Raw genomic sequence first — 26682 nt, forward strand, 5'->3', positions numbered from 1 at the left:
GCATCTGAATATACGACTACGCCCCACACGGGGAGTGAACGGCGTAGTCGAAAAAAACAACAACAAACAATTACACCAAACACACTATTGAGTTCTCAAACAACACGCTCGCTTGTTTTCGCCCGCTTCGGGGCAACCCTGCCAGCTTAATACTATTCTGGCGACTTGGTCAAGCCCCGGTTCCGGCCAACTTTGAGAAGATGACCGGGTCCGCCGGGCGCATCTAAGAGCATACCCTCTCGACCTCGGCGCCGAGACTGACCAGGTTCTCGACGAACAACGGATAGCCGCGGTCGATGTGGAATACATCGTGAACCTCGGTGTCGCCATCTGCGACCAGCCCGGCCAGGACCAGGCCAGCCCCCGCCCGGATGTCTGAGCACCAGACGGGCGCACTGGATAGTTGTGGCAGGCCGCGCACGACTGCGTGGTGACCGTCGGTGCGCGCGTCAGCCCCCAGCCGGATCATCTCTTCGACGAACCGGAACCTCGCCTCGAACACGTTCTCGGTAATCATCGAGGTACCGTCGGCGATCGATGCCAACGCGATCGCCATCGGCTGCAGGTCGGTCGGAAAACCGGGGAACGGCAAGGTCGCAACGTTGACGGCCTTGGGGCGCTCGTACTGCACGATGCGGAAGCTGTCATCGGTCTGGGTGACGGTGGCGCCCGCGTCGTGCAATTTGTGCAGTACTAGTTGGAGGTGTGACGGGTCGACGCCCGTCACGGTGATGTCGCCACGTGTCATGGCCGCGGCGATACCCCAGGTGGCAGCGACGATGCGGTCCCCGATCACCCGATGCTCGGTGGGGTACAGCCGCGGGACGCCGGTGATGGTCATCGTCGGCGAACCGGCACCTTCCACCTGCGCGCCCATCTGATTCAGCATCGTGCACAGATCGACCACGTCGGGTTCACGAGCCGCGTTGTGAATGGTGGTCACACCTTCGGCCAATACGGCGGCCATCAAGATATTCTCGGTAGCTCCCACCGAGGGAAACTCCAGCTGAATCTCCGCACCGCGCAAGGTTTCTGCCTGGGCCACCACGCACCCGTGCTCGATATTGCAGCGCGCACCCAGTTGCCGAAGACCTGCCTGATGCATATCTAGCGGCCTCGAACCGATCGCATCGCCGCCGGGGAGAGCGACCTTGGCCCGTTTGCATCGCCCGACCAAGGGTCCCAGCACGCAGACCGAGGCCCGAAACTGGCGCACCGCGGCGAAGTCGGCGTCGTACTTCGGTTCGTCTGGTGAGGTGATACGCGCGACGTCGCCGTCGAGCTCGACGGTGGCACCCAGCCCTCGCAGTACTTCCGCCATCAGCGGTACATCGAGGATGTCCGGGCAGTTGGTGATTGTGCTGGTGCCTTCGGCCAGCAGCGTCGCGGCCATAAGCTTGAGAACGCTGTTTTTCGCGCCTCCGACGGCGACTTCGCCTGACAACCGGTTACCACCAGTCACCATGAATCGCTCCGCCACCCGGGTCAGTCTAGTGAAGCGCTATCGGCTTGTCAGTCGGCCAACTAAGTGAGCCCGGTACCGTTTCTCCTATGGCTGTGCACCTGACCCGCATCTATACCCGAACCGGCGACGACGGTACCACCGGGTTGAGCGATTTCTCACGGGTCCCGAAAACCGACGCTCGCCTGGTGGCGTACGCCGATTGCGACGAGGCCAACTCCGCGCTCGGTGTCGCCGTGGCACTGGGAAACCCGGATCGCCAGCTGACCGACGTGCTGCGGCAGATCCAAAACGATCTGTTCGACGTCGGCGCGGATCTGTCCACCCCCTTGAGAGAGCCGGCGGAAGACTCCGCGCACCACCCGCTGCGGATCACCCAGACCTATATCGACCGGCTCGAAGAATGGTGCGACACATACAACGAGGCCCTGCCAGCACTGAATTCCTTTGTGCTTCCTGGCGGTTCGCCGCTGTCGGCCCTGCTGCACGTCGCCCGGACGGTGGTGCGGCGAGCCGAGCGGTCGGCATGGGCCGCCGTTAGCGCCCATCAGGAAGGAGTCAGCGTCTTACCGGCGAAGTATCTGAACCGGCTTTCTGATCTGCTCTTCATCCTGTCCCGGGTGGCCAACCCGGGAGGTGACCTGATGTGGCGGCCGGGCGGTGGCTTCGGAGAAGACAAGCCCGAGAAGTAAGGCAGCACAGCTATTCCAGTGGCCCGCCCTCGCGGCCGTCGTGGATACCGGCAGATCTCTTCGGGCGCTTGAACTTTCGAGGATGACGAGGCTAGATACTGCGACGTCGTGCGCGCGGCGAAGGGCGCGACTCCAGCCACGACAGGAACGCGGTCAACGCCCCCTTGTCCAACGCGATCTCGTACCCCGACCTGCGATCCTGGGTCGTGTCACGCAATTCCAGAACGACGATCTCGTCGGTCATGATGTCGAACTCGTCGCCGCGCGGCGCCCGCCGGGCCACGATCTCGACACCTCGCCTACTGAGCCGGCGATCCGGCCACAAGCGCAGGCTGGACAGCCGGTAGAAGGCGGCTTCGGCACCACGGTAGCGGATCACGCCGTGATGCCAACCGTGACCTCCGACCGCGGGGATATCTCGCATGATTCCCGCGGTACCGCCACGGCGTAGCTTCCACAGCCGATAGCTCAGGGCCAGCACGGCAACGCCCAACAGGACAACGAGCACGACCATGCCGACCATGGGCACGCTCATCGACGTGTCAGTCGATCGCGCCGATAGCGCGCAATCTCGCACGCCCCTTGGCGGCGATCCGGGGATCCTCGGACTCGGCGTCCTGTTTGGCTGCGCTCTCGTCGATCTCCGACTCGAATGCCGCGGATTCGGCGAGAATGGTGACTCCGTCTTCGGTTACCGACATGAACCCGCCGTCAACGGCGACGCGCAGATCCTTGTCGTCCTCTCGCTCCAGACGAACCATTGCGTCCTCGACCAGCTGGGCCACCAGCGGAATGTGATTCGGCAAGATGCCGATCTCACCGACGGTGGTGCGGGTGAAAAGGAATGTTGCCTTGCCGGACCAGATCTTGCGGTCGACGGCAACGAATTCAACGTTCAATTCCGCCATGGCACACCACCTTTCGGCTCGGTCGGATGCTCGTTACAGCTTTGCACCGAGGCTTTCCGCCTTCTTCGCCAAGTCGTCGAGGCCACCGATCAGGAAGAAGGCCTGCTCGGGAACGTGGTCGAATTCGCCCTTGGTCAACCGGTCGAACGCTTCGATGGTTTCCTTCACCGGGACCGTCGAACCCGGTTGACCGGTGAATTGCTCGGCCGCCATCATGTTCTGCGAGAGGAAGCGTTCGATCCGCCGCGCCCGTCCCACCAGCTGCTTGTCCTCTTCGGACAGCTCGTCGATACCCAGGATGGCGATGATGTCCTGAAGGTCCTTGTAGCGCTGCAGGATTCGAATGACCTCCTGAGCAACCCGGTAGTGCTCGTCACCGACGACGCCGGGGTCCAGGATGGTGGAGCTCGACGCCAGCGGGTCGACCGCCGGGAAGATGCCTTTGGAGAACACCGCACGCGACAGCTCGGTGGTGGCGTCCAGGTGGGCGAACGTCGTCGCCGGCGCCGGGTCGGTGTAGTCGTCGGCCGGCACGTAGACAGCCTGCATCGACGTAATGGAACGCCCCCGCGTGGACGTGATGCGCTCCTGCAGTTCACCCATCTCGTCGGCCAGCGTCGGTTGGTATCCCACCGCTGACGGCATCCGGCCCAGCAGCGTGGAGACCTCCGAACCGGCCTGGGTGAACCGGAAGATGTTGTCGATGAACAACAGCACGTCCTGGCCGGCCTCGTCGCGGAACCACTCCGCCATGGTCAACGCGGACAGCGCGACCCGCATACGGGTGCCGGGCGGCTCATCCATCTGGCCGAAAACCAGAGCGGTGTCCTTCAGCACGTTGGCTTCCTGAAGCTCGACCCACAGGTCGTTGCCCTCGCGGGTACGCTCCCCGACACCGGCGAAGACCGACGTACCACCGAAGTTGCGGGCGATGCGGTTGATCATCTCCTGAATCAGCACCGTCTTGCCGACACCGGCGCCGCCGAACAGGGCGATCTTGCCACCACGCACGTACGGGGTCAGCAGGTCGACAACCTTCAGACCGGTCTCGAGCATTTCGGTCCGGGGCTCGAGGTCCTCAAATGCCGGCGGCTTGCGGTGAATTGACCAGTGCTCGAAGTCTTCTCCGTAGCCGGGCTCGTCCAGACAGTTTCCCAGCGCGTTGAAGACGTGGCCCTTTACCGCCTCACCAACCGGCACCGAGATCGGCTTGCCGGTATCGGTCACCTCGACGCCGCGGACCAGCCCGTCGGTGGGCTGCAGCGAGATGGTACGCACCAAATTGTCGCCGAGGTGCTGGGCCACCTCCAACGTCAGCGTCTTGGCGAGTGACTCGAAGTCGATCTCGGCATGGAGAGCGTTGAACAGCTCCGGGATCGAGCCGCGCGGAAACTCGACGTCGACGACGGGGCCGGTGACCCGCACCACGCGGCCGCTGGTCTCTGAACGCTCCGGCTTGTCAGTCTTTTCGGCTGTTGCAGTCATTTCTTTCTTCGCTTCCTCGTGGGGGCTACCTAGCGGGCGTCAGCGAGCGCGTTTGCGCCACCGACGATTTCGCTGATCTCCTGGGTGATTTGGGCCTGCCGCTCGCGGTTCGCCATCAGCGTCAGGGCCTTGATCAGGTCATCGGCGTTGTCGGTGGCCGACTTCATCGCTCGTTGCCGCGATGCCAACTCCGATGCCGCGGATTCCAACAGCGCGGCATACACCCGAGTGGTGAGGTATCGCGGCAGCAGCGACTCGAACAGTGTCGTCGCGTCCGGTTCGAACGAGTAAAGGGTGCGCGGGGTGGGCTCTTCCTCGACGTATTCGACCACCATCGGGGCCATCCGGCGGGCCTCGGTCGACTGCGACAACATCGACTTGAACTCGGTGAAGACGATATGCAGTTCATCGACGCCTTGATCGTTGTCGGTCTGCTGGTCTTCGCCATTGCCAGTGCCCATCATGAACGCCTCGACCAAGGTCGACGCGATCTCCGCGGCATTTTCGTACTTGGGTTGCTCGGAGAATCCCGTCCACGACTCGGTGATATCCCAGTGCCGAAACGTGTAGTAGGCCAACGCTTTACGGCCGACGACGTAGAGAACCGGCTGCTTGCCTTCCTCCCTCAGCAGGGAGAACAGCTCCTCGGAACGACGGAAGACGTTGGCGTTGTACGCGCCACACAGACCTCGGTCGGAGGACACCACCAACACGCCGGCTCGCTTCGGCTCGGGGCGCTCGACGAGTAGCGGATGGTCGAGCGCGGCGTCCGCGGCCAAGGTGGTGAGCATCTGCGTGATCTGCTCGGCGTAGGGCCGGGCGGACCCGAGCCGGGCCTGTGCCCTGGCAATCCGCGACGTTGCGATCAGCTCCTGGGCCTTGGTGATCTTCTTGATCGAGCCGGCCGAGCGGATCCGCCCCCGAAGTTCACGAAGTGTGGCAGCCATTGGTTGCTACTTCTTCTCTTTCTTTTCTTTCTTTGGCGCCGGTTTGTGGACTTCCACCGCTTCCTTGCCGAGCTTTTCCTCATCGAGAGCCTCGACATGCTCGTCGGGCACCACCGATCCGCCACCTGAGGGCGCGAAACCCTTCTTGAAGTGGTTGATGACGTCGGTCAGCGCCTTCTCGGTCTCCTCGGTCAGCTTCTGGGTGTCGCGGATAGTGCTCAACAGCTTCTCTTCGGAGGCCCGAATGTGGTCGAGCAGTTCGGTTTCGAAGCGGCGAACGTCTTCGACCGGAACCGAGTCCAGGTGACCTCCCGTGCCCAGGAAGATCGAGACGACCTGCTCCTCCACCGGCATCGGCTGGTACTGCGGCTGCTTGAGCAGCTCGACCAGGCGGGCGCCACGGTCCAGCTGCGCCTTCGAGGTGGCGTCCAGGTCCGAGGCAAAAGCAGCAAACGCTTCCAACTCGCGGTACTGCGAAAGGTCCAGCCGCAACGAACCGGCCACTTCTTTCATCGCCTTAATCTGGGCGGCGCCGCCGACGCGCGACACCGACACACCGACGTTGATGGCCGGCCGGACACCCTGGTTGAACAGGTCGGTCTCCAGGAAGCACTGCCCGTCGGTGATCGAGATGACGTTCGTCGGGATGTAGGCCGAAATGTCGTTGGCCTTGGTCTCGATGATCGGCAGACCGGTCAGCGAGCCGCCGCCGAGGTCGTCGGACAGTTTCGCGCAGCGCTCCAGCAGCCGCGAATGCAGGTAGAACACGTCACCCGGATAGGCCTCGCGGCCGGGCGGGCGCCGCAGCAGCAACGAGATCGCCCGGTACGCCTCGGCCTGCTTGGTCAGGTCGTCGAAGACGATCAGCACGTGCTTGCCGTCGTACATCCAGTGCTGCGCGATGGCCGAACCCGTATAGGGCGCAAGCCATTTGAAGCCGGCCGAATCCGACGCCGGTGCTGCGACGATGGTGGTGTAATCCATGGCCCCACCCTCTTCCAGCGCGCGCCGGACAGAGGCGATGGTGGTGCCCTTCTGCCCGATGGCCACATAGACGCAGCGCACCTGCTTCTTCTCGTCACCGCTCTCCCAGTTCTCCCGCTGGTTGAGGATGGTGTCGACGCACACCGCGGTCTTGCCGGTCTTGCGGTCGCCGATGATCAGCTGCCGTTGGCCCCGGCCGATCGGGGTCATCGCGTCGATGGCCTTGATACCGGTCTGCAGCGGCTCCTTGACACTTTGCCGCTGCACCACAGACGGGGCCTGAAGCTCCAGCGCCCGCCGCGTCTCGGCGTCGATGTCGCCGCGCCCGTCGATCGGCTGACCAAGGGGATTGACCACGCGACCGAGAAACGCGTCGCCAACCGGGACCGAGAGAACTTCGCCGGTGCGCTTGACCTGTTGGCCTTCCTCGATGTTTTCGAAGTCACCGAGGATCACCGCGCCGACGCTGTGTTCGTCGAGGTTGAGGGCCACGCCGAGGACGCCGCCCGGGAACTCGAGCAGCTCTTGCGTCATCACCGAGGGCAAACCTTCGACGTGTGCGATACCGTCGCCGGCATCCACCACGGTGCCGACCTCCTCGCGGGCGGTGTCCGAGGTGAAGGAGCCCACGTACTCTTCGATCGCGCTCTGAATGTCATCAGCGGAGATTGTCAACTCGGCCATGGCTTTTCGTCTTCCTACTTCGGATTGTGCTGACTAGTTCGGGTTTCGGTCGGGCTTCGTCTTTAGTCGGGTAGCTGAGCCTCGGCTGCGGCCAAACGAGACGAGAGCGTACCGTCAATCACCTCATCACCGACCGCAATGGACAGGCCGCCGAGCAGTTCCGGGTCGATTTGCAGCTGCACGGTGACCGGGTGGCCGTAGATGCGGCTCAGCACGTCGGTGACCCGGTTGCGCTGCGGGTCGGTGAGGGCGGCCGCCGCACTGACTTGCGCGACGACTTCACCGCGCCGAGCCACCGCAACTTCGGCGAGCAGCAGTACCGCGTCTTCGGCCGGCTGACCCCTCAAGAGTTCAACCGTCTGGGACAGCAACGAGAGCGCGATCGGATTCACACTGCTGCCCGCGCGGTCGAGTACGTTGTGCAACAACCGGATACGGCCTTCGGGAGCAGCGGAGTAATCGCCGAGCAAGATGGATAGTCGGGGCTGGGCGTCGAGGATGCGCGAGAACCGGAACAATTGGTCTTCGACTTCGTCGACCTGACCCTCGCGTTCGGCGATTTCCAACAGGGCTTGCCGCGACACGTGCTCGATGGCGTCGATCAAATCGGAGTTCGCCGACCACCGCTCCGAAACAGCTGCCCGCAACACCTCGAGTGCGGCATTGCCGACCTTGCCGGAGACCAGCCGCTCCAGCAGCCGGACCCTGGGTGTCGCGTCTTCGGCCGGCACGGTGAGGTAGCGAAGGACGACGATTTCCCGATCCAGCAACATGGCAACCGACACCAGCTCGTCGGCGAGGGTTGACAACCCATCGTTGTCGAGCCCCTTGGCGAGCGTGCCGAATTTGTCGACCAGGCTTTGCAGCGCCCGTCGGCTGGCCGATCGCATCTTTGCCGCGACCGGGTATTCGACTTCGGCCGCCGCCGGCGCCATAGCGTCGAGCTCGTCCAGGAAGCGGTCGACCGTAGCCGACCGCTGGGCCGGCTCGGCAACGTAGCTGCGAACCAGCTCCCTTGCTTGGCGCACGGATTCGTGGCCGAGCTCCAGGCGCAGTTGACGGGTCAGCTGGGTGCGGAGCAACTCGACCTGACGAGCGCCCTGGACCTTGATCCGTTCGGCCTCGACCTCGGCCTGGGCCCGCATTTGCTCGGTGATCCGCGTGGCGTCCGTCTTGGCCTCTTCGACCACCCGTTCGGCCTCCGCGGTGGCGGCTTCCACTGCTTTGCTGTGCGCCGTCGTCGACTCGGTCAGCCGGTCAGCCGCGGCGGCCGAATCAGCCAACTGCTGGCGCACGGTCTGCTGCCGGGCAGTCATCAGGCGCCGCACGGGCGGCACAACATAACGCCACACCAGAAACACGATGGCCGCGAACCCGACCAGCTGTCCGATGAATGTCGACATTATCGACTACCTCGTCGCGGCCGAGGTGGTGACGTCGACGCCCAGGATCCGACTGGCCAGCGTCGCCGACATCGTTCCCACATTGGCGCGTAGATCCAGTTCCACGGCGTCCCTCTCGCGCTTGAGTTGCTCGTTGGCCGTTTGCAACGTCGATGCCACTTCTTGTTCGGCGCGGGCGCGCGCGTCTTCGACGGCCTTACGACCCTCGGCCCGCGCATTGTCGCGGTAGGACGACGCCTGGACTCGGGCTTTCCTCATGGCCTCTTCGTAATCGGCCTGGGCGGCGGCAAACTGCTCGGCCGCCTTCTTGCTGTCGGCCAATGTCTTGGCCACCATGGCGTCACGTTCCCGCAATACCTTGAGGATCGGCGGCACGACGAAAGTGCCGATGACACCGAGCACCACCAGGAAGATGGCCAGCACGAAGAAAAAGGTGCCGTTGGGAACGAGGAAGTTTTGGTTCTTGCCGCCTTCTTCCGCCCCCGACGCTGCCTGGCCAGCGGCCAGAACAATCGAGTTCAGGTCACCCATCACAGCCGAATTACTTGACAGGCGTGGCGAAGACGAACAATGCCATGAACGCCAGATTGATGAAGTAAGCGGCCTCGACCAGACCGACGGTGATGAAGAACGGGGTGAACAGCCGTCCTTGCGCCTCGGGCTGACGAGCAACACCGGAGATCAGCGCGTTACCGGCGACGCCGTCACCGATACCGGCGCCGATCGCGCCACCGGCCATGATCAGTCCACCGCCGATGAGGGCGCCGGCAGCGATAGTGGGGTCCATTCCTTTATCCTCCTTGGTGACTCTGGTTGCGGTTGACCAGGTTTCGGTAGCGGTACGTCTTAGTGGTGTTCCTCAAGCTCCATTGCTTGGCTGAAGTACAGGATCGTCAGCAGGGCGAAAATGAACGCCTGAATGGCGCCGACGAACAAGTCGAACGATTTCCAGATCGCATTAGGCAACCACATGACATACGGCGGAAAGAGTGCGATCAGCGCGACCAGGATGCCGCCGGCGAAGATGTTGCCGAAAAGACGGAGTGACAACGAGATCGGCTTGGCGAGCTCTTCGACGACGTTGATCGGCGCGAGGATCGCCACATGCCCCTTGAGCAGTTTGATCGGGTGACCGACGATGCCCCGGCGCCAGATGCCGGCCGCGTGGTAGCAGAAGAACACGAACAGGGCCAGCGCCAGCACGTAGTTGATGTCGGCAGCAGCCGGTTTGAGCAACTCGGTGGTCTGCCCGTCCTTGTCGGTGTATTGCACCGGGAGGACCGAGAGCCAGTTGGAGATCAGGATGAACACGAAGATGGTCACAGCCAGCGGCAACACGAATGGTGCGATCCGCATACCGATGGCGCCTTCGACCTGATTGCGCATCTGGATGGTGATGGCCTCGAAGAACAATTGCACACCGCCCGGCACATCCGTCGACGTGACTTTCGAGCGCAGGTAGAACGCCAGCGCGATGACGATCACCGCGGCGATGGCCGTCGAAAGAATGGTGTCAGTGTTCACTGTCATACCGAGCCAGGTGGCGGTGTGGTGCTCGCCGACCTCGATCTGAGCGGCCAGGATCGACTCAGTCATCGCTGGGGCTCCTCACTTCCGTCCCTTCAGATGCCGTCAATACACCGCCGTCTGAGCCCGCGCCGGTGCGGAGCTTCTTCCAGACCGGCAGCGCAGTCGCTGTCACCAGCAGCACCTGGAAGAGCGCGAGTCCGAACACCACCCCCAACCCAGCGGGCCGGAAAATGTAGGCCACGATCAGCCCGAGAACGGTGATGATCGCCAGCCTCGACGCGGAGTTAAGGGCCATCGAGCTCTTTAGCGGATGCTCTTTCGCCGTGATCGACTCGACCGAGCGCCGGACCAAGAGGGCGTTGAGCAAACCCAGCAGCAGGCCGACGCCCAAGAACACCCCGACCATCAGGTGCCCGGCCAGGCCGGCGAAGAGCATCGCCGCCGCGGTCAGTACAACGCTGATGACCAACAAGCGAACCGGGCGGAAAGCAACAGAGGGAAACACCAACGGCGCGTCCTGCGCTGGTGTCGTCACTGCAGCACCTCAATCCCGGGTAGAAGGAGCGGAAAACGGCCGATCGACTGAGCGGTGGCCCGCCGAGCGTATCGCAAGGGTTGCGGTGGAATCACCCAAGGGGTAGCTCCCTGTGTCGGTCGTAGATCGGCATGGTCGGATACCCATCCGACAGGCCGGGTGGCCGGCAGCCCGCGAGATTCTTTGCGGGGTTCTAGCAGCACCGTACCACAAGGTCAACGCCACTACTACTCGTCGTCGTAGTAGTCGTCGCGGCGGCGCAGCAGTGGGATCGCAGTCGCGATGCCGGCGATGACGATCGCACCCAGCATCACCGCCGCGGTGTGGCGTGGGTCGAAGAAGATCGTGCTCGCCGCGCCGAATGCAACGATGCCCACCCATAGGTAGATCAGCAGCACCACTCGGCGATGAGAATGACCGATCTGCAGCAGGCGGTGGTGCAGGTGCATCTTGTCCGGACTGAACGCGCTGCGGCCCGCACGGGTACGCCGAACGATCGCCAGCAGCAGGTCCAGCATCGGCACGAACATCACGGCCACCACGAGCAGAAACGGTGACAGCAGAGCAAACACGTCGCGAGCGCCGTAGGCGTTCTGCGAGATCGGGCCGGCTGCGGTCGTGGAGGCGGCGGCCAACATCAGTCCGATCAGCATGGAACCGGAATCACCCATGAAGATCTTGGCCCGGTGAAAGTTGTGCGGCAGAAAGCCGAGACATGCCCCGGCGAGCACCACCGAGATCACGGCAGGCGGATAGAACAGCACGTCACCGCCGTGGTCGCGGAGCAGGCCCACCGAGAACATGCAGATCGCCAGCGCCGTGATGAGGCCGAGTCCGGCGGCCAGCCCGTCGAGGCCGTCGACGAAGTTCATCGCGTTGACGATCGACACGGTCAACGCCAGGGTGAGCAGGATCGAGGACGCTTGGTCCAACACGATGGTTCCGACGCCACCCAGCGGGATGTAGAGGACACTCCATGCCACTCCCATGGTGACCAGCACACTGGCGGCGGTGATCTGGCCGGCGAACTTGGTCAACGCATCAAGTCCCCAGCGGTCGTCGATCAGGCCGATCCCCATGATGACGGCACCTGCGACGAGCACTGCGGGCATGCCGGTGGAATAGACGAATCCGCGGGTTAGGGCCGGCAGCTGGGAAGCGAGGAAAACGGCGGCGACGACGCCGAGGAACATCGCCAGTCCCCCCATCCTGGGGGTCGGCGTCACGTGTACGTCTCTTTCGCGCGGATAGGCCACGGCGCCCAGCCGCGTCGCCAGCACTCGAACCGGCCCCGTCGCGAAATAGGTGACGATCGCTGCGGTCAGTCCCACCAGGGCGAGCTCACGCAGCGGGACACCGGCGCTGCGAACAGAAAGTGCGAGCAAACCACCGGCAAGGCTGGACACCATCGAGACCGTACTTGACCTGAGACCTGAACAACCAGCGGGCCCAGGCGGTCCTAGGCGGTCAACGTCGCCACGTCCACCCCGAGGACGTCGGCGATCCGTTCCGCGGTCACCGGGCCCGGCCGCAGAATGCGCGGGGAGGCTCCGGTGAGGTCGACGATCGTCGAGGCGGCCTGCTGTGCGGACGGCCCCGCGTCGAGATAGACGTCGACCCGGTCGCCGAGCTGGCGGCGCGCGTCGTCGGCGTCCACCGCCGCCGGTTGGCCCGAGACGTTGGCGCTGGACACCGCCAGCGGCCCTGCCTCACGCAACAATTCGATGGCCACCGGATGCAACGGCATCCGCAGCATCACGGTGCCGCGCGCATCGCCGAGATCCCACTGCAGCGATGGTGCTTGCACCACGACCAGGCTCAGCGCTCCGGGCCAGAATGCGCGAATCAGCTCGCGCGCCCCGGGCGGCACCGAATAGACCAGTCCCTCGATCGTGTGCCAGGAGCCGACCAGTACCCCCACCGGCATATCGCGCCCACGCCCTTTCGCCGCGAGCAGCGCGTCGACTGCGGTGCGGTCGAAGGCGTCGGCGGCGACTCCGTAGACCGTGTCCGTCGGCATGACAACCAGCCGACCCGCCTTGAGCGCCGCGACCGCAGCGCTGATTCCGCTGGAGCGCTGCACGGGGTCGGCACAGTTGAACGGCTCGGCGGGCGTCATGATGTTTCCCGCCTGCCGGCCGTCACGAACCGGGGCCGTCCGGCTAGATCTTTGCGTGCCACGATGTTCTCGAAAAGGCCTGTGTTGCTGAGTAATTCGACAGTAAGTCCGGAAGTGGTGTCGTCATGCTCGACAGCCAGCAGGCCGCCGGGACGCAGCCAGCGTCCGGCCAGCCCTACGATGTGGGCAATCACTGCCATCCCGTCCGGGCCGCCGAACACGGCGTGCTGCGGATCATGCTGGGCTACTTCGGGTTCCACAGTGGCATTGTCCGGAACATAGGGCGGGTTAGCGATGACCAGGTCGACCCTTCGGTCGAGGTCGGGCCGCAAACCGGGTGTGGTGACGTCGGCTCGGATCAATTCGACGTTGCTGCCCTCGGTGTTACGCCGGGCGTATTCCAAGGCCGCCTCGGAGTCGTCAACACCGATGATTCGCGCTGCCGGCCGGTGCGCGGCCAGTGCGACAGCCAGTGCGCCGCAACCGGTGCACAGGTCTACGATGACCGCTCGCTGCGGAAGCGGTTGCGCGGTGGCCCACTCCAATATTGCCTCGGTCTCGGGACGCGGTATGAACACACCCGGGCCGACATGCAGTTCCACCGGGCCGAACGAGACCGTCCCGAGGAGATACTGCAGCGGCACCCGCTGCGACCGCGCGGTGACGATGTCGTGGTATTGCGCGAGGAACTCAGCACCCGGGGCATGGTCAAGCAGGGCCAGCATGCCGCGCTCGGTACCCGTCAGATGAGCGGCCAACTGCTCGGCATCCCAACGCGCGGAGTCGATCCCGGCTTCGGTCAGCAGGGCCGCAGCCGAGTCGATCGCGTGGCGCAGCGAGGTCATGACTGCTGTAACCGGGCCTGCTTGTCCGCGGCAGCGAGCGCGTCGAACAGCGCATCCAGATCGCCGTCCAGAACCTGATCGAGATTGTATGCCTTGTAACCGATTCGGTGATCGGTGATCCGGTTCTCCGGGAAGTTGTAGGTGCGGATGCGTTCGCTGCGGTCCACCGTGCGGATCTGGCTGGCCCGATCCGCAGACGCGTCGGCCAGCGCTTGCTCCTCGGCCATCGCCTGCAACCGGGCGGCCAGCACCTGCAACGCACGAGTCTTGTTCTGCAGCTGAGATCGTTCGTTCTGGCAGGTGACGACGATTCCGGTGGGTAGATGGGTGATCCGCACCGCGGAGTCGGTGGTGTTGACCCCTTGGCCGCCCTTGCCCGAGGAGCGGTAGACGTCGATGCGCAAATCCGACTCGTCGATCTGGACCTCGCCCACTTCTTCGGGTTCCGGGTAGACCAGCACTCCGGCCGCCGAAGTGTGTACGCGCCCTTGGGATTCGGTCACCGGGACCCGTTGTACCCGGTGGACTCCACCCTCGAACTTCATTCTCGACCACACGCCGTCGACTGAATCACCCTTGCTCGCGATCGCCAGCGTGGCGTCCTTGTAACCGCCCAGATCCGAGGTGGTCTCATCCAGTACGGTCACGGTCCAGCCGTGCCGCTCGGCGTAGCGGATGTACATCCTGGCCAGGTCGGCCGCGAACAGCGCCGACTCCTCGCCTCCCTCACCGGATTTGACTTCGAGCACGATGTCGTCGGAATCGTGCGGGTCACGCGGCGCCAGCATGTCAGTGAGTTGGGCATCCAGTTCGGCGACCCGAGCCTCCAATTCGGCGGCCTCTGCTACGAACGAGTCGTCGGAGGCGGCCAACTCGCGCGCGGTTTCCAGGTCTTCGCGGGCGGCTATCAGTTTGCGGTGAGTGGCGACGATCGGCGCAAGCAACGCAAATCGGCGTCCGGCCTTGCGCGCCGCACCGGGGTTGCTGTGCAATTCCGGATCGGACAGCGCACGCTCGAGATCGGCGTGCTCGGCCAGCAGGACGTCGATCGTGTGCACCGGTTGCGTCATGTCACACCTCCCAGCTCTGCACCGCGCACCCCTCGACGATTGCGGGCCCGGTACTCCGCGGGGAATCTCCCCGCTTCGCGCGACCTCGGCGATGCCCCGGTGAGGGCCGGGGCAGCTGCCTCTCGGGGCAGCATCCCAAGCCGGCAGCGGGAAAGAACCGGGCAGTCACATACGCGAACCGACGCCCGGCCTGTGCACCGGCTTGCACAGTTCGGGCGTCGGTAATCCGGCTACTTCTTGGCTGCGGCTTCGTCCTTGTCAGCCCCGACCTTGCGCTTGCCATAACGCCTTTCGAAGCGGGCAACCCGGCCGCCGCTGTCGAGGATCTTCTGCTTGCCGGTGTAGAACGGGTGGCACTGCGAGCAGACCTCGACCACGATGCGGCCGCCCAACTTGGTGCTGCGAGTCTGAAACGTGTTCCCGCATCCACACACCACGGTGGTCTCCTCGTAGGCGGGATGAATGTCAGATTTCATGCTGTCCTCTTCGATCGTTGCCGCTCGTGCCCCCGGCGTTCGGTTGTGGCTGGTTAGGCCGAACTCGAGAACCTGAAGTGGTTCTGGTGGTCAAGCGACGATTATGCCAGCTCAATCATCATCAGCCCAACACCGGGATGCGCCCGAACATTCCCCGCGACGGGCGCCGAAATCAGCCGGCTAGTCGTTGTCCATGTTGCCCGGTGTGGTCTTCGACACCTGGACGAGGAATTCGTAATTGTTCTTCGTCTTGCGCAGCTGCGACATCAACAGGTCGATGGCTTGGTGAGCGTCCAGGCCCGACAGCACGCGGCGCAGCTTGTGCACGATGGCGAACTCATCTGGCGAGAGCAAGAGCTCGTCCTTGCGAGTGCCCGAGGGGTTCACATCGACGGCCGGGAAAACTCGGCGCTCCGAGATCTTGCGGTCCAGCTTGAGCTCGGCGTTGCCGGTGCCCTTGAACTCCTCGAAGATGACGGTGTCACCAGTGGACCCGGTCTCGACCATCGCGGTGGCGATGATGGTGAGTGAGCCGCCTTCCTCGATGTTGCGGGCCGCGCCCAGGAACCGCTTGGGTGGGTACAGCGCGGTGGAGTCGACACCACCGGACAGGATTCGGCCCGACGCGGGCGACGCGTTGTTGTAGGCACGGCCCAGCCGGGTGATCGAGTCGAGCAACACCACGACGTCCTTACCCTGCTCGACGAGGCGCTTGGCGCGCTCGATCGCGAGTTCGGCGACCGAGGTGTGATCCGACGGCGGCCGGTCGAACGTCGAGGCGATGACTTCGCCCTTGACCGATCGCTGCATATCGGTGACCTCCTCGGGCCGCTCGTCGACGAGCACGACCATGAGGTGGCATTCCGGGTTGTTCCTGGTGATGGCGTTGGCGATGTCCTGCAGGATGGTCGTCTTACCGGCTTTGGGCGGCGACACGATCAACGCGCGCTGACCCTTGCCGATCGGCATGATCAGATCGATCACCCGGGTGGTCAGCCGGTCGGGCGTTGTTTCCAGGCGCAGCCGCTGGTTGGGATACAGCGGCGTCAGTTTGGAGAAATCGGGACGCTTCTTGGCGTCTTCCACCGATCCGCCGTTGACGCTGTCCAGGCGCACCAGCGGGTTGAACTTCTGCCGCGGATTCTTGTCGCCCGCTTCTCCTTCTCGGGGCACCCGGACGGCACCGGTCACCGCGTCACCACGGCGTAACCCGTTCTTGCGCACCATGTTCATCGATACGTAGACGTCATGCGGGCCGGCCAGGTAGCCGGACGTGCGCACGAATGCGTAATTGTCGAGCACGTCGAGGATGCCGGCTACCGGCTGGAGGACGTCGTCCTCACGGACCTCGGCTTCAGCGCCTTCGCCCGACCGTTCACCACGACGCCTGCGGTCGCGGAACCGGCGGCCCCGGCGGCCCTGCCGACCTTCGCCGTCCTCGTCGCCGCGGGCCTGGCCACCTGAGCCTTGCTGCTCGCCGCCCGACTCTTCCCGTTCGTCGGTCTTGGCGCCTCGTTCGTCGGTCCTGGCGCCTCGTTCGTCGGTCCTGGCGCCTCGTTCGTCGGTCCTGGCGCCTCGTTCGTCGGTCCTGGCGCCTCCTTGCCCAGGCCGGCCCTTGGCGTCCTCGTCAGTGGTTGCCGCATCCTCCCCGGCAGCGGCTTGGTCACCCGATTCAGTGGCGGATGTGTCGGCCTCACGCGAGGACTTGCGCCGTTCCCGCCGCTGGGTCTCACCCGAGTTGCTCCGGCCCTCTGCGGGGGCCTCTTCACCAGCGGCTGCCTTCGCCGTCATGGTCGGCTCCGATCGGTCGGAGTCCTGGGATGAAGTCGAGCCGGCCGAAGCGCCGTTGGCCTGCCCGGTGATCTCCTGAATTGCGGCGATCAGTTCGTTCTTACGCATACCCGACGTCCCCTTGACGCCGGCTCGGTTAGCCAGGGCACGCAGCTCGGGCAACACCATGGTGGACAATGAACCGCCCGGCGCCACGGTATTGACGCCCGAAGTGTCTTTGGTCACGGATTCCGGCTGCTTTTCGGCGCCGGTGCTTTCGCTAGCCGTGATGAGGTCCGTATCAGTCACGGATTTCCTTTCTTCCCCCGCTGATCACGTCATACGGGGGGTTCGTTGCATTCAGCCAAATCGCCGAGTGCGCCCAATCATCGACTCTGAAACGGTGATCGCCAGGATCGGCGGGAATAAGGCGAACCTCGTCCACGAGAAGAATTGGTGGTTGTCCTAGCGGCAAGGCAGTATGTGTGCAGATGCAGATGCTGCGATTGCTGGACGGCTCCGAGGATAGCCCGCTTCCTGGCCGGAAGCAAGCAAACGCTCCCGTGGCGCTATGGATCAATCAATGGTGGCGACTCCCGGACTCCAGCGAACTCTGTCGCCGGCAGTCATCGCAGTGACGGTGAATCCATGTGCGGCGCCGTACTCTACCGCTTCTGAGGGCAGTTCCGGCTCCGTCGTCATGGTGATGAGTGCTGGACCAGCCCCAGAAATCGTCGCTGCGACATTATGACGCCGCAGCAGCCGCAAATATTCCGCCGATGCCGGCATCGCCGGCGCACGTTGGGGTTGGTGGAGCACATCTTCCGTGGCCGGCATCAGTAGATCGGGCCGTTGGGTCAGCGCGACCACCAGCAACGCGACGCGGCTGATATTGAAACGCGCCTCGTCGTGGCTGACCTGAGCCGGAAGCAGCACTCGAGTCTCCGCGGTCGACGACCGCTCCTCGGGAATCGCCGAGAAGAGATGGATATCGGGATGAAGGCGCAGCGGCACGGCCAAGTAGTTGGGGCAATCACCCGTGCGGTCGATCCAGGAGACCACCGCACCCCCGAGCACCGCGGCCGCAGCGTTGTCGGGATGACCCTCGAACTCCGAGGAAAGCTGAATCAGTTGCGCCTCGCTTAAAGGCGTCGAATCAACCTGCGCCACAAGGCCATTGACAATTGCGAGGCCGCCGACGACAGCGGCTGCGGAAGAGCCCAGACCGCGGGAGTGCGGGATGGCGTTGCGACAGCGAACCACCAGGCCCCCGGCTTGGGCGCCCGCGGCCCGCAACCCGTGCCGGATAGCGCGCACCACCAGGTGCTCGGGACCAAGTGGTACCTGATCGGCACCTTCCCCCTCGACCATCACCGCCAAGCCGGAATCCGTTGTTTCGACCTCGATCTCGTCATAGAGGCTCAATGCCAGACCGATACTGTCGAATCCCGGGCCGAGGTTGGCGCTGGATGCCGCTACCACGGCACTCGCCGCCAGCCCGGCAGGCAGTGACTGGGTCACCAACAGGCCTCCGCCGGGCCCGCCGCGCCCGGCTGCGCCGCGCTTGCGATCGCCACGGTGCCGAATCGACGGCGACCCGCCGCGCCCGGCTGCGCCGCGCTTGCGATCGCCATTAGGCCAGGCCCAGCTGCTCGACCACGGCGACCGGGTCAACCGGCAGCGGAGACACCACCGGCATGTCCTTGAGCGCCGTGTCGGGGTCCTTCAAGCCATTGCCGGTCACCGTGCACACCACCGTCGAGCCGCGGGCCACCCAACCGTCGTCAATGGCTTTGAGCAAGCCCGCGACGCTGGCCGCGGATGCGGGCTCGACGAAGACGCCTTCGGCGCGAGCGACCAGGTGATATGCGGCCAAGATCTCCTCGTCGGTAGCGGCCAGGAAGCGCCCGTTCGATTGCTGCTGCGCCTCGACGGCTTGCGTCCACGAGGCCGGAGCACCGATGCGGATCGCGGTGGCGATGGTCTCCGGGTGGCTCACCGGCTTGCCGAGCACCAGGGGCGCTGCGCCGGCCGCCTGAGTGCCGAGCATGCGGGGCAGCTTGTCGATCACTCCCCCGCGGTGGTACTCGGTGTAGCCCTTCCAGTACGCGGTGATGTTGCCGGCATTGCCGACCGGAAGCGCGTGCACGTCTGGCGGGGCGCCCAGCGCGTCGACGACCTCGAAAGCCGCCGTCTTCTGGCCCTCGATACGGACGGGATTGACCGAGTTGACCAACGAGATCGTCGGGAAATCGGCGGCCATCTTTCGGGCCAGCTCCAGGCAGTCGTCAAAGTTACCGTCGATCTGAATGATCTTGGCGCCGTGCATAACCGCCTGGGCTAGCTTGCCCATCGCGATCTTGCCCTGCGGTATCAGCACCGCGCAGGTGATGCCGGCGCGGGCAGCGTAGGCCGCCGCCGACGCCGAGGTATTTCCGGTCGACGCGCACAACACGGCCTGCTGTCCGCGGGCCAGCGCATCGGTGACCGCCATCGTCATGCCCCGGTCCTTGAAGGAGCCGGTGGGGTTGAGTCCCTCGACCTTGAGATGAATTGTGCAACCGGTCTGTTCGGAGAGCCTGGTCGCCGCGATCAGCGGGGTACCGCCCTCGAGAAGGGTGACCGGGGTCCAGTCGTCGCCCACCGGCAACCGGTCGCGATAGGCCGCGATCACGCCCGGCCAGGGCTGGTGGGTGGCAGTTCGCGGGGCGGTCACAGGCCGGTTCCTTCCAGTCGCAGCACGCTCGTCACATCCTGTACGACATCCAAATCAGCCAGTGCTGCAACGGTTTCCGACAGCGCGGCATCGGTAGCCAGGTGGGTTACGACCACGATTCGGGCACCTACCCGCTTGCCGCCTTCATCCGCTACGCCTTCCTGGCGAACTTCTGCGATGCTCACATCGTGTTTGGCGAATTCCGCTGCCACCGAGGACAATACACCTGGCTTATCGGCGACGTTCATGCTGACGTAATACCTGGTTGAGATCAAACCCATTGGTGCGATGGGTAGTTGGGCATACTTGGATTCGCGCGGCCCACGGCTGCCGAGCACCCGGTTGCGCGCCGCCATCACCAGGTCGCCGGTCACCGCCGACGCGGTGGGCGCACCGCCGGCGCCCTGACCGTAGAACATCAACCGGCCCGCGGCCTCGGCTTCGACCACGACGGCATTGAATGCGCCGTTGACGGTGGCGAGCGGATGCGTCAGCGGTACCAGCGCCGGATAAACGCGAGCCGAAACTCGTTGTTGCCCATCACCATCGGTGATCCGCTCGCAGATGGACAGCAGCTTGATGGTGCAGCCGAGGGCGTGGGCGGTCTCGAAGTCGGCCGGGGTGACCCTGGTGATGCCCTCGCGATAGACGTCGTCGGCGTGCACCCGGGTGTGGAACGCGATGGATGCCAGGATCGCGGCTTTGGCCGCGGCGTCGTAGCCTTCGACGTCGGCGGTGGGGTCGGCTTCAGCGTAGCCCAGCGCGCTCGCGTCGGCCAGGGCGCTCTCGTAGTCGGCGCCGGTGCTGTCCATTGCCGAGAGGATGTAGTTGGTGGTGCCGTTGACGATGCCGGCCACCCGCAGCACCGTGTCACCGGCCAGTGACTGCGTCAGCGGCCGAATCACCGGGATGGCTCCGGCGACGGCCGCCTCGAAATAGAGGTCGACATGCGCGCTTTCGGCGGCTTGGGCCAGTTCACCAGTGGACGTGGATAACAGGGCCTTGTTCGCGGTGACGATGGATTTTCCGTGCTCGAGCGCGGTCAGGATCGCCTTGCGAGACGGTTCCACCGGACCCATCACTTCGACGACGATGTCGACGTCCTCGCGCGAGACGAGTTCTTCGATGTTGTCGGTCAGCAATTCGACCGGTACCCCACGGTCGGGCGCCACCCGGCGGACACCGACACCGCGCAATACCAGAGGGGCCCCCACTCGGGCAGCGAGATCGTCAGCGCTCTCCTCAATGATGCGGACCACTTCGCTGCCGACATTGCCCAGTCCGAGAACTGCTACGCCGACCGGCTTTTCGTCACCCGGCACAGGTCACCTCACCTCCAGACTCAGCAAATCGTCGACCGTCTCCCGGCGCAGGACCAGGCGGGCCTTGCCCTGTCGTACGGCTACCACGGCGGGACGGCCGATCAGGTTGTAGCGGCTCGACAACGAATAGCAGTAAGCGCCGGTCGCGGCGACCGCGACCAGGTCGCCGGGACCTACATCGTCGGGCATCCAGGTGTCGCGGACGATGATGTCGCCGCTCTCACAATGCTTTCCGACGAGGCGAGCGGGCACGGCCGGCGCGTCGCTGGTTCTCGACACCAGCCGGACGTCGTACTCCGCGTCGTAGAGCGCCGGGCGGATATTGTCGCTCATGCCGCCGTCGACACTGATGTAGCGCCGGTTGGCCGTGGCGCTCACGTCTACATCCTTGACGGTGCCGACCTCGTACAGCGTGATGGTGCCCGGTCCGGCGATGGCACGTCCGGGCTCGACCACAAGCCTCGGTACGGGCAGGCCCACCGCCGCGGATTCGTTGCTCAGGATGGCGCTCAGCTTGGCCGCCAGATCACTGATCGGCGGCGGATCGTCAGAGGGCAGATAGGAGATGCCCAAACCACCGCCGAGGTCGACGGTCGACAGCTGCGCCGTCTTCTCGGCCCCGAATTCGCCGACCACCTCGCGCAGCAGGCCGATGACGCGGTGCGCGGCTATTTCGAAACCGGCGACGTCGAAGATCTGCGAACCGATGTGGCTGTGCAGACCGACAAGTCGCAGGTGGTCGGCGGCGAAAACCCGTCGCACCGCTGCCATCGCGGCTCCGCTGGCCACCGACAGGCCGAACTTCTGGTCTTCGTGTGCGGTGGAGATGAATTCGTGGGTGTGCGCCTCGACGCCGACGGTGACCCGCACCAGGACATCCTGAATGATGCCCGCCTGCGCCGCGATGGCGTCAAGTCGCTCGATTTCAATCATCGAATCCAAAACGATATGGCCCACACCGGCTTTGACCGCAGCGGTCAACTCCGCGACAGACTTGTTATTGCCGTGCAGGGTGATTCGTTCCGGCGGAAAATCGGCATGCAGTGCGACGGCCAACTCCCCGCCGGTGGCCACATCGAGCGAGAGTCCTTCCTCGTCAACCCAGCGCGCGATCTCACTGCACAGGAATGCCTTCGCGGCGTAGTTCACGTTGTGCCCGCCGCCGAATGCCGCGGCAATCTCTTGGCAGCGGGAGCGGAAGTCGTCCTCGTCGATGACGAACAGCGGAGTTCCGTACTCCTGAGCCAGCTCGGTCAGCGGGACCCCGGCAATGCAGGCTACGCCCGATTGGTCACGAACCGTACTGCGCGGCCAGACATTCGGTGCCAACCACAGCAGCTCCTGTGCCGACTGCGGGCGCGCCGGCCGGTTGCCTTCGGCGTGGCGGGCGCCGGCGGAATGGGCGGTCACATTCGCTCCGGTGCGCCGACTCCGAGTATTGCCAGCCCGTTGGCAATGACCTGGCGAGTGGCCTGGCACAGCGCCAGGCGTGCGGTGTGCAGGTCGGTGGGCTGCTCGTCGCCTTGGGGCAACACCCGGCAGGAGTCGTAGAAGCGGTGATAGTCACCGGCCAGGTCCTCCAGGTAGCGGCACACTCGATGGGGTTCACGCAGCGTCGCCGCGGTTTCGAGCACCCGCGGGAACTCGCCGATGGTCCTCAGCAGCTTGCCCTCTTTGTCGTGGCCCAGCAGCTCCAGGTGCGCGGTGTCGGGAATCAATCCCAGCTCAGCGGCGTTGCGCGCCAGGGCTGATAGCCGGGCATGCGCGTATTGGACGTAGTAGACCGGGTTTTCATTCGACGCCGAGGACCACAGCGCCAGGTCGATATCGATGGCGGTGTCCACCGACGAGCGGATCAGGCTGTAGCGCGCGGCATCCACGCCGAGGGCGTCGACCAGGTCGTCGAGAGTGATGACGGTGCCCGCCCGCTTGCTCATCCGGACCGGCTGGCCGTCGCGCACCAGGTTGACCAGTTGGCCGATGAGTACCTCGACGGTCGCCGGATCCTCACCGAATGCGGCCGCTGCCGCCTTGAGCCGGGCGATGTAACCGTGATGGTCGGCGCCGAGCATGTAGATGCACAAATCGAAACCGCGTTGCCGCTTGTCCAGGTAGTAGGCGAGGTCACCGGCGATATAGGCCGGCTTGCCGTCGCTCTTGATCACCACCCGGTCCTTGTCGTCACCAAAAGCGCTGGTGCGCAACCAGGTTGCGCCGTCCTTCTGGTAGACGTTGCCGCTGTCGCGAAGCCTGGTAATGGCCTGGTCGACTCGGCCGCTGGTGTGCATCGAGTCTTCGTGGGTGTAGACGTCGAAGTCGGTGCCGAACTCGTGCAACGACTCTTTGATATGGGCGAACATCAAGTCGACGCCGATCTCGCGGAAGGTTTCCCGCATCTCGGGTTCGGGCAGGCTCAGCGCGTCGGGCGCCTTCTGCATGACCTGCGCGGCGATGTCGGTGATGTAGCTGCCCGCGTAGCCGTCGGCCGGGGTGGGCTCACCCTTGGCGGCGGCGATCAAGGAGCTGGCGAATCGGTCGATTTGCGCGCCGTGGTCGTTGAAGTAGTATTCGCGGACCACGTCGGCACCCTGGGTGGTGAGTAAGCGGCCCAGCGCGTCGCCGACGGCGGCCCAGCGGGTGCCGCCGATGTGGATTGGCCCGGTCGGGTTGGCCGAGACGAATTCCAGGTTGATTTTCTGCCCGGCCAATAGGTCGGAGTGCCCGAAATGGTCGCCCGCGTCGATGACGCTGGTGACGATCCGGGCCTGCGCCGAGGTCTCGAGACGCATGTTGATGAATCCCGGTCCTGCGACTTCCGCCGAGGCAATGCCGTCAGCTGTTGTCAGCGCCGCGGCGAGCCATCCGGCCAGTTCGCGCGGGTTGGCACCAACCTTCTTGGCCAGCTGTAACGCCAGGTTACTGGCGTAGTCGCCGTGTTCGGGATTGCGTGGCCGCTCCACCAGGACCGTCTGGGGCAAGGCAGACGTGTCGAGGCCATGCTCGGCCAACACCGCGGCAGCGGTGGCTTTGAGCAGCTCAGCCAGGTGGGCGGGGGTCACGAACGTCCATCCTATGGTCTGGGCCGCTCGGGGCTCGAACCCATAGCGGTGGCGGCGCAGTCGGCGCAATGCGCTAATCTGGCGGAGCTTGTTCATGCCCCATGGCGCAATATGGTGTTGGTGCGCCCCCGTAGCTCAGGGGATAGAGCGTCTGCCTCCGGAGCAGAAGGCCGCAGGTTCGAATCCTGCCGGGGGCACCATCTGAACAGCAGATATGCAATCCCGCACAAGATTCGCGCAACAAGGGTTACGGCGTGGCTCCAAACCGATTGGGAGCCCTCCATGACCACCACCACCAACCCGTTCCCCCACATCCCGCTACCCCCCGGCGTTGAGTACGCCGACCTCTGGGGTCAGGGGGACGGCGGCCGTCAACAGCGTCTCATCAACGGGATTACGCGAGGCGTTGAAGGCAACTCCGACATTCAGGTCTACAACGCCGCTGTCCAGTACGCGGACGGGACGCTCGCGCAGGACGCGCTTAACCGGCCGTCGGTGTGGATTTATGCCTGCGAGGAGGCGTTGAGTAGTGGGCAGGCGCGTGCTTTGGCCGCCGAGCTGGTTGCCGCTGCTGACGAGCTGGACGGGTGGACGAAATGACCACAGACAACCGACACCTCCTGGGTGACAACTGCCCGGCCTGTAGAGCCGCGATGCTGGCCGACATCAAACTTCGGCGGCAGTGGAAGCGTGAATTCGATGAACTGCGCACCCAGTTCAAGGAATTCAAGGCTGCGTATCCAGCCATCGCTGAAGTGATCGACGCAGCAACCCGGCAGGGGTCGTCCGGTGACCACGCCTCAGAGTGAGGTTCAACAGCTCCGGGACGAGTTGGTGACCCGGCTGGACCGCCAGCCTTTCTACGCCTGCTCCCCGGAGCTGCTGCGGGCCTTGATCGCCGTGTTCGACCTGTACGCGGGGTCACCCCCACCACCGCCCCGGCCGCCGGGTTTCCGGCCCTACCGGGTCAAGTGACAGGCCTTTTGCGGGTCAACCCCCGTAAAAAGGGTCGCCGAGACGACGTCGGCGGCCAGGTCACAAGCTTGAGGTTCTGTAGAACTCCAAGCTGCATCGTGGCGAGCCAATCAGGGTGTAACCCTGATGGTTACGCGCGGCTCCGCCGGCCGTGAGCAAGTCTTGCCGTCGGTAATCCCGAAACCGGGATTAACGACAACTTCCGCGCTTCCCCCCGCGGCCCGCGAGAAGGCGATGGGGAGTTTTCCCCGGAGCCGGGAAGTTTTTCGGCGTGCCCCGGAAAACTAGCCGCCTTTTCACTGACGGCAGTAAAAACAGTCGCAGCGCCGCGAGGTCGTCTCCGAGCTGGCCGGGGCGGGGCATGTCAAACCGGGCGATAGCAGACACCATCGGGGGTAGCCGAGGGCACGGTGCGGAACGATCACGCCGCAACTGCGCAAAATTACGCAGTTGACAACACCCCCCGTACGACGCTCGGTCAGGACGGCCGCGAACGCCCAGGGTGGACGGGGCCCCCATCACAATCAGCGCGTCACACGTCCATGACTGCGTGATGTCTAGACGGGACTCTCTTCCGTGCAAAGTGCTAGCACATGCGCTAGCATTAAGCGGTGACGGATCGAGTCGCCAAAGCCGAGGCTCAGATGCGGGAAAACCCATCGAACGTCGACTTCGCAGACGTTGAGATGGTCTGTCGTCATCACTTCGGAATTCCCCGGCAAACAGGGGGAAGTCACATCGTCCTCAAGATGCCGTGGGCCGGGGATCCGCGCGTCAACATTCAGGACAAGGGAGGGAAGGCGAAGGCCTACCAGGTCAAGCAGGTCTTGGCCGCTATCGACAAGCTGAACGCCATAGAGGAAGGAGAGGGCCGGTGAACGAGTACCACTACACCTACCGAGTCGAGTGGTCCCCCGAAGATGGGGAGTGGGTCGGCCTTTGCGCGGAGTTCCCATCGCTGTCATGGCTCGACCAAAACCCAGTGGGAGCCATCAGTGGTATCGCCCACCTCGTCGCCGACGTCGTGAAGGACATGTACACCGAAGGTGAGCGGCCTCCTCAACCACTGTCCGACCGCCATTACAGCGGCAAGGTCATGGTGCGCACTTCACCCGAGCTGCACAAGCGCCTCACCATTGAGGCTGCTGAACGCAACCTCTCCCTCAACCAGTGGGCCATCCACAAGCTGGCCGAGGGGCAGTCCGCTTAGCCCATTGCGGCCGGCAAGCAACCCAACCCCGAAACGAGACTCTTCACTTTTTGGCCAGCGGCCCAGGTGGAGACGGTCAAGCTGCGTGTACGGGTCTGGCATTTTTGGAGGCCCGGCCCGGCCGAAAAGCAGAGACAACAATGGCTCGAATTTATGTGCAACACAACGTAATTCGCGCATACCCCCACCATTTCCGTTGTCTCCCAACGGTTTTCGTGAACTTAAGCCCAGCTAGAGGGGGGGTATACAGCCCCCCGCCGGGCCTCGTTTTTTTATTTCCGCAGGTAGATAGATCGGGGGCGAGCGCTCGTCTCCCGTTGCCCCTTTGCTCAAAAAATCATAACCGCAGTTCAGAGCGTTTTCGCTGTTAGCCACATTTGCGCAGGTCACGATAAGGGTGGGGGGTACCCTGAGGGGGTGGGTCACCGGCGCGCATAGGGTAGGGGGGTACCCATCCATGCGACCATTCTCCGCCCTCAGTGACGCCATT

The 26682-nt window shown here is 64.4% G+C and carries 28 protein-coding genes and 1 tRNA gene; 7 read left to right on the forward strand and 22 right to left on the reverse strand.

Features of this window, described 5'->3' with window-relative positions:
- Positions 1 to 223: 223 nt before the first annotated feature.
- Positions 224 to 1480 (reverse strand): UDP-N-acetylglucosamine 1-carboxyvinyltransferase, encoded by a 1257-nt coding sequence (murA, locus tag B4U45_RS06340; RefSeq protein ID WP_075547315.1) that lies wholly within the window; start codon positions 1478 to 1480, stop codon positions 224 to 226.
- 71 nt (positions 1481 to 1551) lie between these two features.
- Between murA and B4U45_RS06345 the strand changes: the two genes are divergently transcribed.
- Entirely contained in the window at positions 1552 to 2154 is a 603-nt protein-coding gene (locus tag B4U45_RS06345; RefSeq protein ID WP_075547316.1) for a cob(I)yrinic acid a,c-diamide adenosyltransferase, read from the forward strand.
- Between the two features lie 91 nt (positions 2155 to 2245).
- Here B4U45_RS06345 and B4U45_RS06350 read toward each other — a convergent pair whose 3' ends face one another.
- The 21 genes from B4U45_RS06350 to argS form a co-directional block, all read right to left on the reverse strand.
- Positions 2246 to 2689 (reverse strand): DUF2550 domain-containing protein, encoded by a 444-nt coding sequence (locus tag B4U45_RS06350; RefSeq protein WP_075547317.1) that lies wholly within the window; start codon positions 2687 to 2689, stop codon positions 2246 to 2248.
- Between the two features lie 7 nt (positions 2690 to 2696).
- Positions 2697 to 3062, reverse strand: a complete 366-nt coding sequence (locus B4U45_RS06355; protein WP_099224923.1) for a F0F1 ATP synthase subunit epsilon — start codon at positions 3060 to 3062, stop codon at positions 2697 to 2699.
- A gap of 33 nt (positions 3063 to 3095) precedes the next feature.
- The gene (atpD, locus tag B4U45_RS06360; protein ID WP_075547319.1) at positions 3096 to 4547 is read right to left on the reverse strand and encodes a F0F1 ATP synthase subunit beta; all 1452 of its coding nucleotides are present in this window, start codon (positions 4545 to 4547) and stop codon (positions 3096 to 3098) included.
- Between the two features lie 29 nt (positions 4548 to 4576).
- Entirely contained in the window at positions 4577 to 5494 is a 918-nt protein-coding gene (locus B4U45_RS06365) for a F0F1 ATP synthase subunit gamma (RefSeq protein ID WP_075547320.1), read from the reverse strand.
- Between the two features lie 6 nt (positions 5495 to 5500).
- Positions 5501 to 7162 (reverse strand): F0F1 ATP synthase subunit alpha, encoded by a 1662-nt coding sequence (gene atpA / locus B4U45_RS06370; protein ID WP_023366233.1) that lies wholly within the window; start codon positions 7160 to 7162, stop codon positions 5501 to 5503.
- A gap of 62 nt (positions 7163 to 7224) precedes the next feature.
- Positions 7225 to 8565 (reverse strand): F0F1 ATP synthase subunit B/delta, encoded by a 1341-nt coding sequence (locus B4U45_RS06375; RefSeq protein WP_075547321.1) that lies wholly within the window; start codon positions 8563 to 8565, stop codon positions 7225 to 7227.
- A gap of 6 nt (positions 8566 to 8571) precedes the next feature.
- A complete protein-coding gene (locus tag B4U45_RS06380; RefSeq protein ID WP_075547322.1) occupies positions 8572 to 9096 on the reverse strand; it encodes a F0F1 ATP synthase subunit B in 525 nt (174 codons plus the stop codon).
- Between the two features lie 10 nt (positions 9097 to 9106).
- A complete protein-coding gene (locus B4U45_RS06385) occupies positions 9107 to 9352 on the reverse strand; it encodes a F0F1 ATP synthase subunit C (RefSeq protein ID WP_003406686.1) in 246 nt (81 codons plus the stop codon).
- 59 nt (positions 9353 to 9411) lie between these two features.
- Complete coding sequence (gene atpB / locus B4U45_RS06390; RefSeq protein WP_075547323.1) at positions 9412 to 10161, reverse strand: F0F1 ATP synthase subunit A; 750 nt, start codon at positions 10159 to 10161, stop codon at positions 9412 to 9414.
- Positions 10154 to 10630, reverse strand: coding sequence for an ATP synthase subunit I (locus B4U45_RS06395; RefSeq protein WP_075547324.1), 477 nt, complete (start codon positions 10628 to 10630; stop codon positions 10154 to 10156). Before B4U45_RS06395 ends, atpB begins: the two co-directional genes overlap by 8 nt.
- A gap of 227 nt (positions 10631 to 10857) precedes the next feature.
- A complete protein-coding gene (gene rfe, locus B4U45_RS06400; RefSeq protein WP_075547325.1) occupies positions 10858 to 12039 on the reverse strand; it encodes a UDP-N-acetylglucosamine--decaprenyl-phosphate N-acetylglucosaminephosphotransferase in 1182 nt (393 codons plus the stop codon).
- A 50-nt stretch (positions 12040 to 12089) separates the two neighbouring features.
- Positions 12090 to 12749, reverse strand: coding sequence for an L-threonylcarbamoyladenylate synthase (locus B4U45_RS06405; RefSeq protein WP_075547326.1), 660 nt, complete (start codon positions 12747 to 12749; stop codon positions 12090 to 12092).
- Positions 12746 to 13594, reverse strand: coding sequence for a peptide chain release factor N(5)-glutamine methyltransferase (gene prmC, locus B4U45_RS06410; RefSeq protein ID WP_219859351.1), 849 nt, complete (start codon positions 13592 to 13594; stop codon positions 12746 to 12748). Before prmC ends, B4U45_RS06405 begins: the two co-directional genes overlap by 4 nt.
- The gene (gene prfA / locus B4U45_RS06415) at positions 13591 to 14664 is read right to left on the reverse strand and encodes a peptide chain release factor 1 (RefSeq protein ID WP_075510426.1); all 1074 of its coding nucleotides are present in this window, start codon (positions 14662 to 14664) and stop codon (positions 13591 to 13593) included. Before prfA ends, prmC begins: the two co-directional genes overlap by 4 nt.
- Before the next feature lie 230 nt (positions 14665 to 14894).
- Positions 14895 to 15140, reverse strand: coding sequence for a 50S ribosomal protein L31 (rpmE, locus tag B4U45_RS06420; RefSeq protein ID WP_023366251.1), 246 nt, complete (start codon positions 15138 to 15140; stop codon positions 14895 to 14897).
- Between the two features lie 180 nt (positions 15141 to 15320).
- Entirely contained in the window at positions 15321 to 17219 is a 1899-nt protein-coding gene (rho, locus tag B4U45_RS06425; protein ID WP_219859352.1) for a transcription termination factor Rho, read from the reverse strand.
- Positions 17220 to 17486: 267 nt separating this feature from the next.
- Positions 17487 to 18434 carry a homoserine kinase gene (thrB, locus tag B4U45_RS06430; RefSeq protein ID WP_075547341.1) on the reverse strand — a complete coding sequence of 316 codons (948 nt, stop codon included), beginning with the start codon at positions 18432 to 18434 and terminating at the stop codon, positions 17487 to 17489.
- A gap of 109 nt (positions 18435 to 18543) precedes the next feature.
- A complete protein-coding gene (gene thrC / locus B4U45_RS06435; protein ID WP_075547329.1) occupies positions 18544 to 19626 on the reverse strand; it encodes a threonine synthase in 1083 nt (360 codons plus the stop codon).
- Positions 19623 to 20948, reverse strand: a complete 1326-nt coding sequence (locus B4U45_RS06440; RefSeq protein WP_075547330.1) for a homoserine dehydrogenase — start codon at positions 20946 to 20948, stop codon at positions 19623 to 19625. Before B4U45_RS06440 ends, thrC begins: the two co-directional genes overlap by 4 nt.
- Positions 20949 to 20951: 3 nt before the next feature.
- Positions 20952 to 22286: a diaminopimelate decarboxylase gene (lysA, locus tag B4U45_RS06445; protein ID WP_240316872.1), complete on the reverse strand. Its 1335-nt coding sequence runs from the start codon at positions 22284 to 22286 to the stop codon at positions 20952 to 20954.
- Between the two features lie 68 nt (positions 22287 to 22354).
- The gene (gene argS, locus B4U45_RS06450; protein WP_075547342.1) at positions 22355 to 24007 is read right to left on the reverse strand and encodes an arginine--tRNA ligase; all 1653 of its coding nucleotides are present in this window, start codon (positions 24005 to 24007) and stop codon (positions 22355 to 22357) included.
- Positions 24008 to 24131: 124 nt separating this feature from the next.
- Here argS and B4U45_RS06455 point away from each other — a divergent pair.
- From B4U45_RS06455 to B4U45_RS06480, 6 genes are all read left to right on the forward strand, one after another.
- Positions 24132 to 24207 (forward strand) — tRNA-Arg (locus tag B4U45_RS06455).
- An 82-nt stretch (positions 24208 to 24289) separates the two neighbouring features.
- Positions 24290 to 24607 carry a hypothetical protein gene (locus B4U45_RS06460; protein WP_075547332.1) on the forward strand — a complete coding sequence of 106 codons (318 nt, stop codon included), beginning with the start codon at positions 24290 to 24292 and terminating at the stop codon, positions 24605 to 24607.
- Positions 24595 to 24816 carry a hypothetical protein gene (locus tag B4U45_RS06465; protein ID WP_131808296.1) on the forward strand — a complete coding sequence of 74 codons (222 nt, stop codon included), beginning with the start codon at positions 24595 to 24597 and terminating at the stop codon, positions 24814 to 24816. Before B4U45_RS06460 ends, B4U45_RS06465 begins: the two co-directional genes overlap by 13 nt.
- Positions 24797 to 24982, forward strand: coding sequence for a hypothetical protein (locus B4U45_RS06470; protein WP_075547334.1), 186 nt, complete (start codon positions 24797 to 24799; stop codon positions 24980 to 24982). Before B4U45_RS06465 ends, B4U45_RS06470 begins: the two co-directional genes overlap by 20 nt.
- A gap of 611 nt (positions 24983 to 25593) precedes the next feature.
- Positions 25594 to 25860 carry a toxin HicA gene (locus tag B4U45_RS06475; protein ID WP_306770978.1) on the forward strand — a complete coding sequence of 89 codons (267 nt, stop codon included), beginning with the start codon at positions 25594 to 25596 and terminating at the stop codon, positions 25858 to 25860.
- Entirely contained in the window at positions 25857 to 26192 is a 336-nt protein-coding gene (locus B4U45_RS06480) for a type II toxin-antitoxin system HicB family antitoxin (protein WP_075547336.1), read from the forward strand. Before B4U45_RS06475 ends, B4U45_RS06480 begins: the two co-directional genes overlap by 4 nt.
- Positions 26193 to 26682: the final 490 nt, after the last annotated feature.

The sequence above is a fragment of the Mycobacterium persicum genome, from assembly GCF_002086915.1.
GTDB classification, from domain to species: Bacteria; Actinomycetota; Actinomycetes; order Mycobacteriales; family Mycobacteriaceae; genus Mycobacterium; species Mycobacterium persicum.

What these genes read in the sequence shown, in the direction of transcription:
- rpmE (WP_023366251.1), bottom strand. Translation starts at nt 15,140, where the DNA reads ATGAAATCTGACATTCATCCCGCCTACGAGGAGACCACCGTGGTGTGT.
- B4U45_RS06355 (WP_099224923.1), bottom strand. Translation starts at nt 3,062, where the DNA reads ATGGCGGAATTGAACGTTGAATTCGTTGCCGTCGACCGCAAGATCTGG.
- prmC (WP_219859351.1), bottom strand. Translation starts at nt 13,594, where the DNA reads ATGACCTCGCTGCGCCACGCGATCGACTCGGCTGCGGCCCTGCTGACC.
- B4U45_RS06345 (WP_075547316.1), top strand. Translation starts at nt 1,552, where the DNA reads ATGGCTGTGCACCTGACCCGCATCTATACCCGAACCGGCGACGACGGT.
- B4U45_RS06365 (WP_075547320.1), bottom strand. Translation starts at nt 5,494, where the DNA reads ATGGCTGCCACACTTCGTGAACTTCGGGGGCGGATCCGCTCGGCCGGC.
- B4U45_RS06405 (WP_075547326.1), bottom strand. Translation starts at nt 12,749, where the DNA reads ATGACGCCCGCCGAGCCGTTCAACTGTGCCGACCCCGTGCAGCGCTCC.
- prfA (WP_075510426.1), bottom strand. Translation starts at nt 14,664, where the DNA reads ATGACGCAACCGGTGCACACGATCGACGTCCTGCTGGCCGAGCACGCC.
- B4U45_RS06385 (WP_003406686.1), bottom strand. Translation starts at nt 9,352, where the DNA reads ATGGACCCCACTATCGCTGCCGGCGCCCTCATCGGCGGTGGACTGATC.
- atpA (WP_023366233.1), bottom strand. Translation starts at nt 7,162, where the DNA reads ATGGCCGAGTTGACAATCTCCGCTGATGACATTCAGAGCGCGATCGAA.
- B4U45_RS06375 (WP_075547321.1), bottom strand. Translation starts at nt 8,565, where the DNA reads ATGTCGACATTCATCGGACAGCTGGTCGGGTTCGCGGCCATCGTGTTT.
- B4U45_RS06380 (WP_075547322.1), bottom strand. Translation starts at nt 9,096, where the DNA reads ATGGGTGACCTGAACTCGATTGTTCTGGCCGCTGGCCAGGCAGCGTCG.
- atpB (WP_075547323.1), bottom strand. Translation starts at nt 10,161, where the DNA reads ATGACTGAGTCGATCCTGGCCGCTCAGATCGAGGTCGGCGAGCACCAC.
- B4U45_RS06460 (WP_075547332.1), top strand. Translation starts at nt 24,290, where the DNA reads ATGACCACCACCACCAACCCGTTCCCCCACATCCCGCTACCCCCCGGC.
- atpD (WP_075547319.1), bottom strand. Translation starts at nt 4,547, where the DNA reads ATGACTGCAACAGCCGAAAAGACTGACAAGCCGGAGCGTTCAGAGACC.
- rfe (WP_075547325.1), bottom strand. Translation starts at nt 12,039, where the DNA reads ATGGTGTCCAGCCTTGCCGGTGGTTTGCTCGCACTTTCTGTTCGCAGC.
- B4U45_RS06350 (WP_075547317.1), bottom strand. Translation starts at nt 2,689, where the DNA reads ATGAGCGTGCCCATGGTCGGCATGGTCGTGCTCGTTGTCCTGTTGGGC.